Source organism: Sphaerisporangium rhizosphaerae, from assembly GCF_042665155.1.
GTDB classification, from domain to species: domain Bacteria; phylum Actinomycetota; class Actinomycetes; order Streptosporangiales; family Streptosporangiaceae; genus Sphaerisporangium; species Sphaerisporangium rhizosphaerae.
Map to the genome: position 1 here is coordinate 74,417 of NZ_JBHTCG010000015.1, position 15,145 is coordinate 89,561.

Annotated in this window: 15 protein-coding genes and 1 tRNA gene; 3 read left to right on the plus strand and 13 right to left on the minus strand. The window is 71.1% G+C overall.

The window, feature by feature from the left end; genetic code table 11:
- The first annotated feature begins 33 nt into the window (after nucleotides 1-33).
- Both ACFQSB_RS22410 and ACFQSB_RS22415 read left to right on the plus strand, forming a co-directional pair.
- Nucleotides 34-1,386, plus strand: a complete 1,353-nt coding sequence (locus ACFQSB_RS22410) for an outer membrane protein assembly factor BamB family protein (protein ID WP_380828844.1) — start codon at nucleotides 34-36, stop codon at nucleotides 1,384-1,386.
- A 146-nt stretch (nucleotides 1,387-1,532) separates the two neighbouring features.
- Nucleotides 1,533-2,753 carry an acetyl-CoA C-acetyltransferase gene (locus ACFQSB_RS22415; RefSeq protein WP_380828845.1) on the plus strand — a complete coding sequence of 407 codons (1,221 nt, stop codon included), beginning with the start codon at nucleotides 1,533-1,535 and terminating at the stop codon, nucleotides 2,751-2,753.
- A 118-nt stretch (nucleotides 2,754-2,871) separates the two neighbouring features.
- Here the strand turns inward: ACFQSB_RS22415 and ACFQSB_RS22420 are convergent, their stop codons facing one another.
- The 6 genes from ACFQSB_RS22420 to ACFQSB_RS22445 form a co-directional block, all read right to left on the minus strand.
- The gene (locus tag ACFQSB_RS22420) at nucleotides 2,872-3,282 is read right to left on the minus strand and encodes a PPOX class F420-dependent oxidoreductase (protein ID WP_380828846.1); all 411 of its coding nucleotides are present in this window, start codon (nucleotides 3,280-3,282) and stop codon (nucleotides 2,872-2,874) included.
- Nucleotides 3,283-3,390: 108 nt separating this feature from the next.
- Entirely contained in the window at nucleotides 3,391-3,624 is a 234-nt protein-coding gene (locus tag ACFQSB_RS22425) for a DUF4287 domain-containing protein (protein ID WP_248961667.1), read from the minus strand.
- A 216-nt stretch (nucleotides 3,625-3,840) separates the two neighbouring features.
- The gene (locus ACFQSB_RS22430) at nucleotides 3,841-4,629 is read right to left on the minus strand and encodes a Bax inhibitor-1/YccA family protein (RefSeq protein ID WP_354927485.1); all 789 of its coding nucleotides are present in this window, start codon (nucleotides 4,627-4,629) and stop codon (nucleotides 3,841-3,843) included.
- A gap of 645 nt (nucleotides 4,630-5,274) precedes the next feature.
- Nucleotides 5,275-5,347, minus strand: a tRNA-Leu gene (locus tag ACFQSB_RS22435).
- 230 nt (nucleotides 5,348-5,577) lie between these two features.
- Nucleotides 5,578-6,936, minus strand: a complete 1,359-nt coding sequence (locus ACFQSB_RS22440) for an NAD(P)/FAD-dependent oxidoreductase (protein ID WP_380828849.1) — start codon at nucleotides 6,934-6,936, stop codon at nucleotides 5,578-5,580.
- 217 nt (nucleotides 6,937-7,153) lie between these two features.
- Nucleotides 7,154-7,948: a uracil-DNA glycosylase gene (locus ACFQSB_RS22445; protein WP_380828850.1), complete on the minus strand. Its 795-nt coding sequence runs from the start codon at nucleotides 7,946-7,948 to the stop codon at nucleotides 7,154-7,156.
- Nucleotides 7,949-8,145: 197 nt separating this feature from the next.
- Between ACFQSB_RS22445 and ACFQSB_RS22450 the strand changes: the two genes are divergently transcribed.
- Nucleotides 8,146-8,769, plus strand: a complete 624-nt coding sequence (locus ACFQSB_RS22450; RefSeq protein ID WP_354839926.1) for a DJ-1/PfpI family protein — start codon at nucleotides 8,146-8,148, stop codon at nucleotides 8,767-8,769.
- A gap of 16 nt (nucleotides 8,770-8,785) precedes the next feature.
- Here ACFQSB_RS22450 and ACFQSB_RS22455 read toward each other — a convergent pair whose 3' ends face one another.
- The 7 genes from ACFQSB_RS22455 to ACFQSB_RS22485 form a co-directional block, all read right to left on the minus strand.
- Nucleotides 8,786-9,724 (minus strand): Ppx/GppA phosphatase family protein, encoded by a 939-nt coding sequence (locus ACFQSB_RS22455; protein WP_380828852.1) that lies wholly within the window; start codon nucleotides 9,722-9,724, stop codon nucleotides 8,786-8,788.
- Nucleotides 9,721-10,293 (minus strand): DUF501 domain-containing protein, encoded by a 573-nt coding sequence (locus tag ACFQSB_RS22460; RefSeq protein ID WP_380828853.1) that lies wholly within the window; start codon nucleotides 10,291-10,293, stop codon nucleotides 9,721-9,723. Before ACFQSB_RS22460 ends, ACFQSB_RS22455 begins: the two co-directional genes overlap by 4 nt.
- A 661-nt stretch (nucleotides 10,294-10,954) precedes the next feature.
- Nucleotides 10,955-11,377 carry an FtsB family cell division protein gene (locus tag ACFQSB_RS22465; protein WP_380828855.1) on the minus strand — a complete coding sequence of 141 codons (423 nt, stop codon included), beginning with the start codon at nucleotides 11,375-11,377 and terminating at the stop codon, nucleotides 10,955-10,957.
- Between the two features lie 68 nt (nucleotides 11,378-11,445).
- A complete protein-coding gene (locus ACFQSB_RS22470) occupies nucleotides 11,446-11,868 on the minus strand; it encodes an FtsB family cell division protein (protein ID WP_380828855.1) in 423 nt (140 codons plus the stop codon).
- 57 nt (nucleotides 11,869-11,925) lie between these two features.
- Nucleotides 11,926-13,203 carry a phosphopyruvate hydratase gene (gene eno, locus ACFQSB_RS22475; protein WP_354839916.1) on the minus strand — a complete coding sequence of 426 codons (1,278 nt, stop codon included), beginning with the start codon at nucleotides 13,201-13,203 and terminating at the stop codon, nucleotides 11,926-11,928.
- Between the two features lie 301 nt (nucleotides 13,204-13,504).
- The gene (locus ACFQSB_RS22480; RefSeq protein WP_380828856.1) at nucleotides 13,505-14,476 is read right to left on the minus strand and encodes a nucleoside triphosphate pyrophosphohydrolase; all 972 of its coding nucleotides are present in this window, start codon (nucleotides 14,474-14,476) and stop codon (nucleotides 13,505-13,507) included.
- 4 nt (nucleotides 14,477-14,480) lie between these two features.
- Nucleotides 14,481-15,104 (minus strand): SurA N-terminal domain-containing protein, encoded by a 624-nt coding sequence (locus ACFQSB_RS22485; RefSeq protein WP_380828858.1) that lies wholly within the window; start codon nucleotides 15,102-15,104, stop codon nucleotides 14,481-14,483.
- Nucleotides 15,105-15,145 lie beyond the last annotated feature (41 nt).

The window sequence follows — 15,145 nt, forward strand, 5'->3', positions numbered from 1 at the left end:
ATACAGCCGTCACTATGTCGGCATTGGAGGGTAATGCCCGTGATCCGGTCTCTCGCGAAACCAGCCCTGGCGCTCGCCGGGGTCCTGGCCCTGGCCGGCTGCTCCAGCAGCAAGGCGGCCGGCGAGCAGACGCACCCGACCTGGCGCAACGACGAGGTCAACGCCGTCAGCCGCGCCACCGTGGCCGCCGGTGTCGCCGCGGTGACCTCCATGAGGGCGGACGGCACGCTGGAGACCACCGCCCTCGACCTCGTCACCGGCCGGAAGCTGTGGGCCCGCCCCGCCACCATCGCCGGGCGCCTGCCGGGCATGGGCGTGCAACCCCCGGCCGCCGTCGACACCGCCCCCGGCCAGGGGGTCGTCGCCGCGGTGGACCCGGTCGCGCAGGGCAGATGGACGGCGTCCCTGGCCGCCGTGGACGCGCGGACCGGGCAGCGCAGGTGGTCCCGCCCGATCCACTCCACCTTCGGCCCGCAGCGGTGCGGGCCCTACTTCTGCGTGTCGGAGAACACCGCCCTGGCCTCCGCCCGCATGGTCGTCCTGGACCCGCTCACCGGCCGCACCCTGTGGCGGCTGCCCGGCATCGCCGAGGTCGAGTGGTCCGACGCGGCCCGGGTCGTCATGCTCCGCATGGCCAGGCACCCCGTGCTGTCCGCCCACGACGTCAGGACCGGCAAGCCGGTGTGGCGGCTTCCGGTGGAGCAGGCGCTGAACACCGGCGTCGACCTGTCGGGCGGCTGGGCCTTCGGCGCCACCGGCGGCGACCTGGTCGGCTACGTCGCCCCTTACACCAACCCCGAGAAGAAGCGCACCTCCTCCTTCGGCGTCTTCTCGGTGCGGCTGGCGGACGGCCGGGTCAACTGGCTGCGTCCGTCGGTGGTGCGCGTCTACCCCAGCGGCAGCCCCGGCCTCGCCCCGATCGTGCGTCCCGTCGACGAGCAGGGGCAGTACGGCGGCTTCGCCCGGCTCGACCCCGGCACCGGCCGCGTGACGGGGCAGATCACCTCCGAGCAGGTCCCCGGCACCGGCTGGTGGCTCGCCTTCCCGGGCGACATGGGGCGGCTCGGCTTCCTCAAGCCCGGCACCGCCGGCTCGGCGTTCGACCTGGCCTCCGGGCGGGCCGCCCCGGTGCGAGGGCAGCACGGCTGGTCGTTCTGCGTGACCGACCCCAAGCCGCTGCCGCTGCGCGAGGCGGCCCAGGGCTTCTACTCCGTCGCGGCCCTGTGCGAGTTCGACCTGGCCACCGGCAGGCGTCTGAGCGCGGCGGGCGCGCCGCCCGCGTGGTTCACCGGCAGCCAGGACGGCTGGCGCCTGTGGCGCGACGAGAAGGGCGCCGTGCACGCCGTCCGGGACGCCACGGGCACCGCTCCCGGTATGTACGGCTGACACATGGGCCGGGGCACAGGCCGGCGCGGCCCGGCACGTGTTGGCCGTACATAGTTCTGTTTCTTGACGCCCCGGCGCGTGGCAACGGCCCTACCGCGCGGTAACCTCCGCTGGAGGGAGCCCTGTCACGAACCCAGGAGAGCCACATGCCCGAGGCAGTCATCGTCGCGACCGCACGTTCGCCGATCGGCCGAGCCTTCAAGGGGTCGCTCAAGGACATCCGTCCCGACGACCTCACCGTCCAGATGATCAAAGCCGCGCTCGACAAGGTGCCGCAGCTCGATCCCAACGAGGTCGACGACCTGATGCTCGGTTGCGGCCTGCCGGGCGGCGAGCAGGGGTTCAACATGGCCCGGGTGGTCTCGGTGCTGCTCGGGCTGGACGGCGTCCCCGGCACCACGGTCACCCGCTACTGCTCCTCCTCGCTGCAGACCACCCGCATGGCCTTCCACGCCATCAAGGCGGGCGAGGGCGATGTGTTCATCTCGGCCGGCGTCGAGTGCGTCTCGCGCTTCGTCAAGGGCAACTCCGACTCGCTGCCCGACACCACCAACCCGCTGTTCCTGGACGCCAAGACGCGCACCGACGCCCGCGCCGAGGGCGGCGGGCCGGTGTGGCACGACCCGCGCCAGGACGCGCGGCTGCCCGACATCTACGTCGCGATGGGCCAGACCGCCGAGAACGTCGCCGGCATGCGCGGCGTGAGCCGCCAGGAGCAGGACGAGTTCGGCGTCCGCTCGCAGAACCTCGCAGAGAAGGCCCTCGCCAACGGGTTCTGGGAGCAGGACATCACCCCGGTGACGCTGCCCGACGGCACGGTCGTCAGCAGGGACGACGGCCCGCGGCCCGGCACCACCTACGAGGCGGTCTCGCAGCTCAAGCCGGTGTTCCGGCCCGACGGCACGGTCACGGCCGGCAACTGCTGCCCGCTGAACGACGGCGCCGCCGCGGTGATCGTGATGAGCGACGTCAAGGCCGCCGAACTGGGCATCACACCGCTGGCCCGCATCGTGTCGACCGGCGTCACCGGCCTGTCCCCCGAGATCATGGGCCTCGGGCCGGTGGAGGCGTCCCGGCAGGCGCTGGGCCGCGCCGGCATGTCGATCTCCGACGTCGACCTGGTGGAGATCAACGAGGCGTTCGCCGCGCAGGTGATCCCGTCCTACCAGGAGCTCGGCATCGACCTCGACCGGCTGAACGTCAACGGCGGCGCGATCGCCGTCGGGCACCCGTTCGGCATGACGGGCGCCCGCATCACCTCCACGCTGCTCAACGGCCTGCGCTTCCACGACAAGTCGATCGGCCTTGAGACGATGTGCGTCGGCGGCGGCCAGGGCATGGCCATGGTGCTGGAGCGCCTCAACTAGACGCCTCCCCGGCGACCGGGCGCGCCACGCGGCCCTGGGGCCGTGGACGCCCGGCCGGGGGCGGTCAGCCGTGGACGTCGGGGCCGAGGGTCGCTCGCGAACGCCCGGCGAGGGACGGTCAGCCGTGGACGTCGGGGCCGGCGCGGGTGAGGTCGATGCGGACGATCACCCGCCGGTCCCGCGTCATGGCCGCGCGGTAGTCGTCCCAGTCTGGGTGCTCGCCCGCGACGGTGCGGTAGTAGCCGACCAGGTGCTCCATCGCCTCGGGCAGGGAGACGACCTCGGCGGTGCCCTCGATCTGGATCCAGTCGCCGTAGAAGCCGTCGTTCATCACGCACAGCGCGACCTTGGGGTCACGGCGGAGGTTGCGGGTCTTGGCCGCGGTCTCCCGGGTGCTGACCACCGCGTACCCGTCGGCGTCCACGCCGACCGTCACCGGTGACATCTGCGGGCGGCCGTCGGGGTGGTAGGTGAGCATCACCGCGCGGTGGTTGGCGCGGAGGAATTCACGGGCCTTGTCGAGATCCATGTCTCCATGATGATCCATGCCGGCGGAGGGACGTCACGGCGGGCGCCGGCCCCTGGCACAGAACGGCGCCCACGCCAGACGGTGACGTGGGCGCTGGGACTGCAGGACTTACATGAAGCCCATGCGGGAACGGCGTTGCCGCTCGTGCTCGATGACGATCGCGGCGGCGTAGCCGTGGGTCAGCCCGTGCTCGTCGGCGAGCCAGTTGGCCCGCTCATCGCAGCGTAGGAACGACGGGCCGTTGTCGATGGCTTGGAACCACTCTGGGAGTGCGCGTCCGGTGATGTCCGGAACCCTGGCGATCAGCTTGTTCTGCGTCTCCGGTGAGTGGTTCAACGACATGGGCACCTCCATGAGTGAAGCCTCTTTTGCTCGACACTGCATCACCAGCCCCGTGATGGCAAGGGCCCAAAGGCCAGACTTGCATCTCACCAGGTAGATCATTGGTCGCAGCGCGTTGGCATACCCATACCTACGCTTGCCATGCCGGTTTTCGGTCAGGAACCAGCAAATACGGACGCCCCGCCCGGGACCGGGCGGGGCGTGCGTGGCGAGGATCTAATCGTTGTTGAAGAAGTAGCTGATGAAGCGCAGGATCTCCAGGTAGAGCCACACCAGGCTCACCGTGAGACCGAAGGCCATCAGCCAGGAGTACTTCTCGGGGACGCCCGCGCGCACCCCCTGCTCGATGGAGTCGAAGTCCAGCAGCAGGAAGAAGCAGCCGAGCAGGATCATCGCGACGCTGAACACCCAGCCGATCGGGCTGTCGGTGCGCAGTCCGAGACCGCCGTCGGTGAAGAAGCCCGCGACCCAGTTGACCAGCATGAGGCCGACGGCCGCGAAGCCGGCGGCGACGACGAACTTGGTGAACTTCGGCGTCGGCCGGAAGATCTTGAGCGCGTACACCGCGAGCGTGCCGCCGAAGGCGACCATCGTGCCGAGCACCGCCTGGAAGACGATGCCCTCGTAGATGTAGTTGTAGGCGTTGCTGATCACCCCGATGGCCAGGCCGTAGGCCACGGAGTAGCCGAGGATCAGCGCCGGGTTCGTGCTCTGCCGGAACGAGACGATCAGGCCGAGCACCAGGCCGACGATCGCCGCCGGCATGGCCACCGCGAGACCCAGGTTGAGGTACCAGGCGAGCGCCGCGGACACCACGAGGGTGCCGAGCGTGATGAAGCCCCGGACGACGACATCGTCGATCGTCATCGGCCGCGTCGCGGTCGGCGGAGCGTACGACGGAGTGTTGTACATCTCCTGCAGGTACTGCGGACTGGCGGTCGGGCCCGCCCACGACTGACGGTTGTTCTTACCCAGCCGGTTGAGGACCGGGTTCCTGCTCTGCATCACTGCCTCCACTGCGACCTGCGATCACCCTGCTCGTCGAGCCTCACAGGGGATGCCGCTTGCACGCGAAAACTCGTCATCGGTCATGGCGGTCAGGACGACCCTGCCGTATTGCGCCGCCGGGGACGGCATCCCGGCCTCCGGCGGCAACGAGTACAACGACCGACTCTCCACCTGAGTTCCGCCCCGCATGTTGCGGTTGGATCACCGCGGTCCGCCCGGACGGCGCTCCCGTGACTTCTCCGACCGGCGAGGTCGGCGTCCGATGGCGGACTCGGGGCTTCGCGGGACGTACCGTCACTGGAATGGGAGGTTCTGTCCCGTCCCTAACCTCCGCCGTAGGTGGATTTTTCCACCATTGTTGACCGCTACCCTATTTATGGTGACTTTATCGCTTATAAGCAATTACCGTGCGTAGATCATCGACGGGCCGGGCGGCGAATAGCGGCGCCACCGGCGGGAGCGCCGGGACGGCGCCGCGGCAGGACACAAGACGGTAACGATTGCCCAGGACGGACGGAGCAGGGCCCGCGGGACCCGCACGGAGGCCGGGGATAAACACGCGGCTCCGGGTGGCGAACCAACAATTATAGGGGCAAGAGCCCCGTCGTTACTATCACGGGGTGTTTCATATAGCCGGCAGAGTGCCCCCGGTGGGACTCGAACCCACACTGGAACCCTTTTAAGGGGTTTGCCTCTGCCATTGGGCTACGGGGGCGCCGTAATCATACGTAACGGACCACACTTGCGTAACGGGTCAGAGCCCACGTCTCCGCTCTTCCTTCCGTAGTCCGCAAGATAACCGTATACGTCGCACGCCCCCGCGACTCGGGCAATGAACAACAGACCGCTCAAGTAGCCCAATTCCACCACGCATCCTTGTTATGCCTACAGACAACGGTACGGCTCGCGCCCGAGGTCCTCGGGCGCGAGCCGTACCAGAAGCGGTCAGCCGGTGGCGGCGGCCGCCTTGAACTCCTCACGCGGAGACTCGATCTCACCCAGTGAGAGGGTCTCCCGCTTGAAGAAGAGCGCGAGCGTCCAGTCGGCCACCACGCGGACCTTGCGGTTCAACGTAGGCACCCGGGACAGATGGTAGGTGCGGTGCATGAACCACGCAGGAAATCCGTGAAGCTTGACGCCGTAGACGTTCGCGACGCCCTTGTGCAGCCCCAGCCCGGCCACCGAACCGACGTACTTGTGCCGGTACTCCCGCAGCGGGCGGCCCTTGAGGTGCCGGACGATGTTGTCGGCGAGCACCTTGGCCTGCCGCACCGCGTGCTGGGCGTTGGGCGCGCAGAACTGCCCGGGGTTGGTCATGTCGGGCACGCCCGCGACATCGCCGGCCGCGAAGGCGTCCTTGACGCCGGCGACCGTGAGCCGCGTCGTGGTCTTGATGCGCCCCCGCTCGTCCAGCGGCAGGTCGCCCGCGTTGACGACGGGACTCGCCTTGACGCCCGCCGTCCACACGATCGTGGCCGACTCGAAGCGGTCGCCGTCGGACAGCATCACGTGGCCGCCCTCGCAGGACTCAAGCAGCGTGCGCATCTTGACCTCGATGCCCCGCTCGCGCAGCTCCTCCAGCGTCCACTTGCCCATCTCGGGGCCCACCTCGGGCAGGATGCGGTCGCTGGCCTCGACGAGCACCCAGCGCAGGTCGCTCTCGCTGAGGGTGTCGTAGTAGCGCACCGCGTCGCGCGCCATGTCCTCCAGCTCCGCCAGCGCCTCGACGCCCGCGAAGCCGGCGCCGACCACGACGAAGGTCAGCGCCCTGCGCCGCACCTGCTCGTCGTCGGTGGAGTCGGCCCGGTCGAACAGGGCGAGCACGCGGTTGCGGAGCGCGATGGCCTCGCCGACCGTCTTGAAGCCGATGGCGGCGTCCTTCAGGCCCGGAATGGGCAGCGTGCGCGAGACCGAGCCGGCCGCCATGACCAGGACGTCGTAGGTGAGCTCCTTGGCCGGGCCGGTGCTGGGCTCGAACGTCACGGACTTGTTGGCGTGGTGCACCTTGGTGACCTTGCCGTTCAGGATGCGGACGCGGTTCAGCACCCGGCGCAGCGGCGCGACGACGTGGCGCGGCGACAGGTTGCCGGCCGCGGCCTCCGGCAGGAACGGCTGGTAGGTCATGTAGGACTGCGGGCTGACGATCGTGATGCGGACGCGCCCGGAGCGCAGCTCGTCGCGCAGTTGGCGCTGCAGCCGCAGGCCCGTGTAGAGGCCGACGTACCCTCCGCCGACGATCAGGATGTGCTTCGCCTTCTGGTCCACGTGAGTGCCCCTTCGCGGCATGGTCGCTTGTGAAACCATTCACAAGCTTACGTCACGGTTGCCTATCGACGCCAATCCCGCCAGGCATCAAACTTTGGCGATTTTTCCGAAACTAGCCTCGTGAGCAGGGGTTTCTCCACAGAAGTTCGGCAAAACTTTCGTCTAGTGACGAACTTCACTCCAAGTCAGCACGTCCGCGGAACGGAACGGGCCCGCCGTCGCGAGGACGGCGGGCCCGTTGCCTCGGGCGCGGGCGTCAGCCCGAGAGCTCCACCGCGCGGGCGAAGACCGCGTCGAGCATCTCCTCGGTCACCCGCCCGGTGAAGGTGTTCTGCTGGCTCGGGTGATAGCACCCCAGCAGGCGCACCGGCGCGCCGCCGTGCGCGATCTCCACCTCGGCGCCGTGCCCGAACGGCGGCCTGCGGCTCGGCAGCGTGTACCCGGCCTGCCGCAGCGCGGGCCACAGGGCCTGCCAGGCGTACCCGCCGAGGGCGACGATGACGCGCAGCGGATCGGCGACCAGCTCCAGCTCCCGGGCCAGCCACGGGAAGCACGCCGCCCGTTCCTCGACCGTCGGCTTGTTGGCCGGCGGGGCGCAGCGGACGGCCGCGACCACGCGCGCGCCGAGCAGCCGCTGCCCGTCCCCGGCGTGCGTGCTGGTGGGCAGCGCCGCCAGCCCGGTGCGGTGCAGCGAGGCGAACAGCCAGTCGCCGCTGCGGTCACCGGTGAAGACCCGGCCCGTGCGGTTGCCGCCGTGCGCCGCCGGTGCGAGCCCGACGAGCAGGACGCGCGGCTTGTCGTCCCCCCAGCCGGCGATGGGCCTGCCCCAGTAGGTCTCCGTCATGAACGCCCGCCGCTTGACCTCCGCGACCTCCTCCCGCCACTCGACCAGGCGGGGACACGCCCGGCACACCGACTGCCGGGCGGTCAGCTCGGCGAGCGTGCCGCTCGTGCGGGCGAGATCGGCGACCTCCTCGGGCGTGCCGGCCACAGGGGTGTCCGGCCCGGCCGGATCCTCCGGCCAGCCACTGCCAGGGGGAACAAAGCTCATACCCCGATCGTGCCAGCCACCCCGGCATGCCCTGACCACCCCGCGGCCACCCGAGCATGCCCCGACCACTCCGCGGCCACCCGCGCCGCGCTCGCCGCCTTTGGCAGGATCATCATGACGCCTGTCGTCACCGCCACGACGTCGAGGGCCGCCGAAGCCCGGCGGCACCCGACCGGACCACCGACCGAGGACTCACCATGCGAATCGTCATCCCGCTCTTCCAAGGCTTCACCGCTCTCGACGTCGTCGGCCCCTACGAGGTGCTCCGGATGCTGCCGGAGGCCCAGGTGGTGTTCACCGCCCCGGAGGCCGGCCCCGTCCGAGACGGCGTCGGGGTGCTGGCCCTGTCCGCCACCGCCACGCCGGCCGAGGTGGACTCCTGCGACGTCCTGGTCGTCCCCGGCGGACCGGGAGCGCGGACGATGATGCGTGATGAGGCCTTCACCGCGTGGATCCGGCGGCTGCACGACGGCACGACCTGGACGACCTCGGTGTGCACCGGGTCGCTGATCCTCGGCGGCGCCGGCCTGCTGGAAGGGCTCCGCGCCACGACCCACTGGGGCGCCGTCGAAACGCTCGAGGCCTTCGGCGCGACCTACACGCCCGAGCGCGTCGTCGTCCAGGGCAAGATCGTGACGGCCGCCGGGGTGTCCTCCGGCATCGACATGGCGCTGACGCTGTTCGAGCGCATCGCCGGCCGGACGGCGGCCGAGGCCGCCCAACTCGCCATCGAGTACGACCCCCAGCCCCCCTTCGACGCCGGATCACCGGCCAAGGCCCCGCACGAGGCCATGGAGCTTCTTCTGGCCCGCCGGCGCTGAGCGCCTCGGCGGGCCGTCAGGAGGCGAGGCCGCGGGCGATGCCGTCGAGGATGTCGTGTTCGCTGACGACGACCTCGCCGAAGCCGAACCGGCTGACGATGCGGTCGAGGATGAGCGCGCCCGCGCCGATCACGTCCACCCGGCCGGGGTGCATGACCGGGATCGCCACCCGCTCGTCGTGGGTCATGTCCAGCAGGCTCCGGGAGATCTCGCCCACCGCGGCCGCCGGGACGCGCGAGCCGTGGATGCGCTCGGGGTCGTAGGCGGGCAGATCCAGGGCGATGCCCGCGACCGTCGTCACCGACCCTGCCAGGCCGATCAGCGTGCGCGCCCGGCCCACCGGCACGGCCTCGGCCACCCGGTCGAGCGCCGCCTCGATGTCGGCGCTCGCCGCCGCCACGGCCGCAGACCCGGCCCCGGGACGCGCGCCGGCCGCCGCGAAGTGGCGCTCGGTGAGGCGGACGCAGCCGATGTCGACCGAAATCGCGGCCTCCACGTCGGCTGAGCCCAGGACGAACTCGGTGGAGCCGCCGCCGATGTCCACCACCAGCACGGGAGCCTGGACGCCCGTGAGCCCGGCGATGGCGCCGAGGAAGGACAGGTGGGCCTCCTCCGAGCCGGTGACCACCTCGGGGTCGACGCCGAAGATCTCGCGCACGCCGGTGACGAAGTCGGCGCGGTTGGCGGCGTCCCTGGTGGCGCTGGTGGCCACCACGCGCACCCGCTCGGCGCCGTGCTCCCTGATCAGCTTGGCGTAGCCGCGCATCGCGGTGAACGTGCGCTCCAGCGCCTCGGGGGCCAGCCGCCCGGTGCGGTCGACGCCCTCGCCAAGGCGGACGATCTCCATGCGCCGCTCGACGCCCACGAGCCGCCCGGCGGCCGGGTCGCCGGTGAGGTCGGCGATCAGCAGGCGAACGGAGTTGGTGCCGCAGTCGATGGCCGCCACGCGGGTCATGCGCCCTCCTCGGGCTCGTCGGGGCCGGTCGGCACGCAGGGCCCGTCGCTCCACCACTCGGGCAGAGCGTCGAGGGCCTCGCGGCCGAAGGGGTTGGTGCCCGGCATGGCCAGCTCGTGGCCCACCAGGGCGTGCAGGCACTTCACCCGGTCGGGCATGCCGCCGGCACTCTGCATGTCGCGGGGCAGGGGCTCCAGGCCGTCCTCGGCGGCGGCCTGGTCGCGTCTCTCGACGTAGGCGGCGTGCGCCTTCGCGTACGCCTCGGCCAGGGCCGGGTCCTCGGCCAGCCGCGCCTGCATGCGCTTCATGAGCCCGGAGGACTCCAGTGTGCCGATGGCAGAGGCGGCCCTCGGGCAGGTCAGGTAGAACAGCGTGGGGAACGGCGAGCCGTCGGCCAGCCGCGGGGAGGTCTCGACGACGTCGGGCAGTCCGCACGGGCACCGGTGGGCCACGGCCCGCAGGCCTCGCGGCGGGCGGCCGAGCTGCCGTTCGACCACGGCGGCGTCCGCCGGGTCCACCTCCGGCGCCCCTTCCCGGCCTCCGGCGGCCGTGTCGGCCGGATCGACCATCGCGCACTCCCCCTGAGAACGACGGGCAGGCCCGTCGGGCACACCCGGACCGAAAACCCGGACACGTAAGTATCCAGCACCCCACGAGCACCGATGCCCAGAGACCACAGAGCACGGCCACCAGCCTTGGCGCGCTTCACACAAGCTCCGATCGGACCCGCACAAGCCACGAAGGGCACGGTCCGAGCTTCGGCGCGCTTCGCGCAAGCGGCGCTCGGGCTGTGCTGTTTCGGGGGCACGCCCCCGAGCCCCCGGCGAGAGGCCTGCCGGCCCCTCGCGCTCCCCGGACGTCCAGCGATCTGGGAGGCGGCGTTGAGGAGCGGACAGGACCGGTCAACTCCCCGGCATGCGCCTGAAGCCTTGGCCGCCGTACGACGGCGCCGGAATCGCCGACCACCTTCCCACCGCCTCGGCGCCGGAAACACCCACGCTGAAGGCGAGGGATAGGTACGGCGCGCTCACATACTCCGACGGTGGAAGGCGGGAGAGGGCCACAGCCTGCTCACATACCCTGACGGGCATCGGGGTGCCCGCGCGGCGGCGCCGAGCTGGCGGCGGCGAGGGTCGCCTGGGAAACTGCGCCGAAGGCACCATTTCGAGGGCGACCGCCGACTCCGGTCACCGCCACGCCGCCGAGTCGGGCTCGGCCGAGCGTGCGAGGTCAGGGGGCGGGGGTGCGGGCGCCGAGTTCGACGCTCTGGCCGGTGCCGCGGTCGGCGGCCTCGATGGACTCCCACAATGTCTGGTACCACGGGGGCGCGGACTGCGGCGTGGCCCCGGCCGCGGGCTTCTTGGCCTTCTTCGCCGGGTCCAGCAGGACGTAGCACGTCTGGCGGCCGTCGCCGCAGTAGTGCAACCGGCCCCTGGCGAGCTGCCTGATGTAGGCGGGGTCGTCGAGCCGCCGGCTGCGCTCGGCCAGCTCCTGGAGGTCTTTCAGCGCCTGGGCCTGCTGCCTCTCCAGCTGGGCGATCTGGCGTCGCTGCGCGACGTACTCGCGCACCGGATAGGCGAGGCTCATGGCGATCGCGCACACGACGACCGCCAGGATCGCGGCCCGTCCCGTCAACTGCGGTCGCTTCTTCATGTTCGAGGGCGACCGCCGACTCCGGTCACCGCCACGCCGCCGAGTCGGGCTCGGCCGAGCGTGCGAGGTCAGGGGGCGGGGGTGCGGGCGCCGAGTTCGACGCTCTGGCCGGTGCCGCGGTCGGCGGCCTCGATGGACTCCCACAATGTCTGGTACCACGGGGGCGCGGACTGCGGCGTGGCCCCGGCCGCGGGCTTCTTGGCCTTCTTCGCCGGGTCCAGCAGGACGTAGCACGTCTGGCGGCCGTCGCCGCAGTAGTGCAACCGGCCCCTGGCGAGCTGCCTGATGTAGGCGGGGTCGTCGAGCCGCCGGCTGCGCTCGGCCAGCTCCTGGAGGTCTTTCAGCGCCTGGGCCTGCTGCCTCTCCAGCTGGGCGATCTGGCGTCGCTGCGCGACGTACTCGCGCACCGGATAGGCGAGGCTCATGGCGATCGCGCACACGACGACCGCCAGGATCGCGGCCCGTCCCGTCAACTGCGGTCGCTTCTTCATGGTCCTCCCGGGTCCGTACGGCTTGCGCCCATAAGCGCGCAAGCCGTACGGAAGAAACTAGCCCTGGAAGCGCGGAAAAGCTCCGCGACCCGCGTAGCGGGCGACATCGTCGAGAAGTTCCTCGATGCGGAGAAGCTGGTTGTACTTGGCCACGCGGTCGGACCGCGCCGGGGCGCCGGTCTTGATCTGACCGCAGTTGGCGGCCACGGCCAGGTCGGCGATCGTGGTGTCCTCGGTCTCGCCGGAGCGGTGGCTCATCATGGAGCGGTAGCCGCTGCGGTGGGCGAGGTCGACGGCGTCGAGGGTCTCCGACAGGGTGCCGATCTGGTTGACCTTGACCAGCAGGGCGTTGGCCGCGCCCTCGGCGATGCCCCGCTCGAGGCGCTCGGGGTTGGTGACGAACAGGTCGTCGCCGACGATCTGGACCTTGCCGCCGAGCGCGGCGGTCATGGCCTTCCAGCCCTCCCAGTCCTCCTCGTCCAGCGGGTCCTCGATGGAGACCAGCGGGTAGGAGCGGACCAGGTCCTCGTAGAAGGAGATCAGCTCGTCGGAGCCGTGGCCCTTGCCGTCGAGGGTGTAGACGCCCTTGGAGTGGAACTCGGTGGCGGCCACGTCCAGGGCCAGCGCGATGTCCTCGCCCGGGGTGTAGCCGGCCTTCTCGATGGCGACGAGGATCAGGTCGAGCGCGTCGCGGTTGCTCGGCAGGCTGGGGGCGAACCCGCCCTCGTCGCCGAGGCCGGTGGAGTAGCCCTTCTCCTTGAGCACCTTCTTGAGCACGTGGTAGGTCTCGGCGCCCATGCGCACGGCGTCGGAGAAGGTCTCGGCGCCGATCGGCGCGATCATGAACTCCTGGATGTCGACGTTGCTGTCGGCGTGCGCGCCGCCGTTCAGGATGTTCATCATCGGGACGGGCAGGATGTGGGCGTTCGGCCCGCCCACGTAGCGGAACAGCGGCAGGTCGGCGCTGTCGGCCGCGGCCTTGGCCAGGGCCAGGGAGACGCCGAGGATGGCGTTGGCGCCGAGCCGGCCCTTGTTGGGCGTGCCGTCGAGGTCGATCATGGTCTGGTCGACGAGCCGCTGCTCCTCGGCGTCGAACCCGATGATCTCGTCGGCGATCTCGTCGGTGACGTTGAGCACGGCCTTCTGCACGCTCTTGCCCGCGTAACGCTCGTCGCCGTCGCGCAGCTCCACGGCCTCGAACTGGCCGGTGGAGGCACCGCTCGGGACGGCCGCGCGCCCGGTGCTGTAGTCGTCGAGCAGGATCTCTACCTCGACCGTCGGGTTGCCCCGTGAGTCGAGAATCTCGCGGGCGGTAACGGCCTCGATGGCAGCCACGAAGCGCTCCTATGAGTCAGTAGCCCGGGGACGGGCCCCCGGAACCCATCACCGCACCGTCGTACGCGATGCGGTTGCGGACGGTTTGCCTCACGAGCCTATCGGGGTCTACCGGCGGGTACGGATGCCGCGCCCGCGGATCAGGTGTCTGGTTGCCCACACTCGGGTGAACCCGGGACGACCGGGACGCGGACGCCCGCCGCTTCCGCCTCACACCGCTCCCGGACGCTCGCCGCTCTCGCCTCGAACCGTTTGCGGACACCCGCCGCCCCCGGCCTCACACCGAACCCGGACGCGCCGCCTACTGCTCCGGGCGCCCCTCGGAGCGTTCCCAGGCGTGCACCCGGTCGCGGTAGGCGCGGGCGGCCGCACGCAGCTCGGCCTCGGGGTCGATGCCGGCGGCGCGCGCCCGGCGCACCAGGTCGAACAGCTCGCGCCCGATGCCCTGCCCGACCGCGCGCCCGAGCGAGTCGGGGACCCCGGAGCGCTCGGCGCGGCTCTGCAGCCCGCTCACGAGCGACAGCGCGGGCTGGCCCATCGGCACGCCGTCGAGCACCGACTCCCAGCCCTTGGCGGCCCGCTCGGCGGCCTTGATGGCGTCCCAGTTGGCGCTGACGTCCTCGGCGCCCTCGACCACCGTGTCGGCGAAGACGTGGGGGTGGCGCCGGACGAGCTTGTCGACGATGCCGGCGGCGACGTCGTCGACGTCGAAACCGCCGTTCTCGGAGGAGCGCTCCTGCGCCAGCCGGGCGTGGAAGACCACCTGGAGCAGCAGGTCGCCGAGCTCCTCGCGCAGGGCGGCGTGGTCGCCGTCCTCGATGGTCTCCATGACCTCGTAGGACTCCTCCAGCAGGTACGGCAGGAGGGACTCGTGGGTCTGCTCGGCGTCCCACGGGCACGAGCGCCGCAGCCGGTCCATGACGGCCACCAGGTCGAGCACCCGCGCCCCCGGCAGGTCGTAGGAGCCCGGGACCAGCTCGATGACCGGCGGATCGTCCATGCCGAGCGCGGCGTGGCCGATGGCGCGCATGAGCTGCTCGTCGCCGTCCTGGGCGGCCAGCCACACCACAGTGCCGTCGCGGCCCTCGCGGGCCAGGGCCGCCGGGTCGGGCGTCACGACCTCGACCGGGATGTCCTCCTCGGCCAGGTAGGGCAGCAGCGGGTGGTCACCGGAGCCGGTGAGCACCCGCCCGGAGCCCAGGGCCGCCCACGCCCGCCCGCTCAGCAGGCCCGGAGCCACCCTGGGCGACGTCGTGACGACGAGGAGGGGCATGTGTCTACTGGGCGGCGGGCGGCGCCGGCTGGGCCGCGCCCTGGGCCGGAGCCCCGAAGCGCGCCTCTTCGACCAGGCCCTGCTCGGTGTCCCAGGTGCCGTAGCGGTGGGAGACCTTGACCGGGATGGAGTCGAGCTGCTGGAACAGCTTCTGCTGCGCGGCCTGGACGGAGGCCTGGTCGGTGAGGTTGGCCCCGAATCGCTCGAGGCCCTTCTGGTAGGTCAGGGAGGTGCGGACCCACTTGCGGACCTCCGACGGCGGGACGCCCCTGCCGAGCATGGCCGGGCCGACCTTCTCGATGCCGCCCTGTTCGTTGATGAACTTGTCGACGTCACCCTCGTTGATGGTGAGGCCGGTGCGCTGGGCGAACTGCTCGAACTGGCTGAAGTAGATCAGCTGGAGCAGCACCGCGCGCGGGATCGAGGGCATCTGGAGCTGCGACTCGTTGATCTTGGCCTGCTTCAGCGCCGCCTGGTACTCGCGGATCTCGGAGTCCAGCCGGCCGTTGCTGATGCGCTCGCCGCCGACGGTGGCCGCCGTGCCGACCTGCACGGGCGAGGAGCAGGCGGTCAGCGCGACGCACGCGGCCGCGGCGGCCAGGAGCAGGCGCACAGGATTCGACTTCACTAGCGGTCCCTTCGACAGACGCGGCTACTCTACTCAAACCG

Bases quoted from the DNA above. Each gene is read 5' to 3' on its own strand.
- ACFQSB_RS22410 (WP_380828844.1), top strand. From the start codon at position 34: ATGCCCGTGATCCGGTCTCTCGCGAAACCAGCCCTGGCGCTCGCCGGG.
- ACFQSB_RS22415 (WP_380828845.1), top strand. From the start codon at position 1,533: ATGCCCGAGGCAGTCATCGTCGCGACCGCACGTTCGCCGATCGGCCGA.
- ACFQSB_RS22420 (WP_380828846.1), bottom strand. From the start codon at position 3,282: ATGGATCTCGACAAGGCCCGTGAATTCCTCCGCGCCAACCACCGCGCG.
- ACFQSB_RS22425 (WP_248961667.1), bottom strand. From the start codon at position 3,624: ATGTCGTTGAACCACTCACCGGAGACGCAGAACAAGCTGATCGCCAGG.
- ACFQSB_RS22430 (WP_354927485.1), bottom strand. From the start codon at position 4,629: ATGCAGAGCAGGAACCCGGTCCTCAACCGGCTGGGTAAGAACAACCGT.
- ACFQSB_RS22440 (WP_380828849.1), bottom strand. From the start codon at position 6,936: ATGGTTTCACAAGCGACCATGCCGCGAAGGGGCACTCACGTGGACCAG.
- ACFQSB_RS22445 (WP_380828850.1), bottom strand. From the start codon at position 7,948: ATGAGCTTTGTTCCCCCTGGCAGTGGCTGGCCGGAGGATCCGGCCGGG.
- ACFQSB_RS22450 (WP_354839926.1), top strand. From the start codon at position 8,146: ATGCGAATCGTCATCCCGCTCTTCCAAGGCTTCACCGCTCTCGACGTC.
- ACFQSB_RS22455 (WP_380828852.1), bottom strand. From the start codon at position 9,724: ATGACCCGCGTGGCGGCCATCGACTGCGGCACCAACTCCGTTCGCCTG.
- ACFQSB_RS22460 (WP_380828853.1), bottom strand. From the start codon at position 10,293: ATGGTCGATCCGGCCGACACGGCCGCCGGAGGCCGGGAAGGGGCGCCG.
- ACFQSB_RS22465 (WP_380828855.1), bottom strand. From the start codon at position 11,377: ATGAAGAAGCGACCGCAGTTGACGGGACGGGCCGCGATCCTGGCGGTC.
- ACFQSB_RS22470 (WP_380828855.1), bottom strand. From the start codon at position 11,868: ATGAAGAAGCGACCGCAGTTGACGGGACGGGCCGCGATCCTGGCGGTC.
- ACFQSB_RS22480 (WP_380828856.1), bottom strand. From the start codon at position 14,476: ATGCCCCTCCTCGTCGTCACGACGTCGCCCAGGGTGGCTCCGGGCCTG.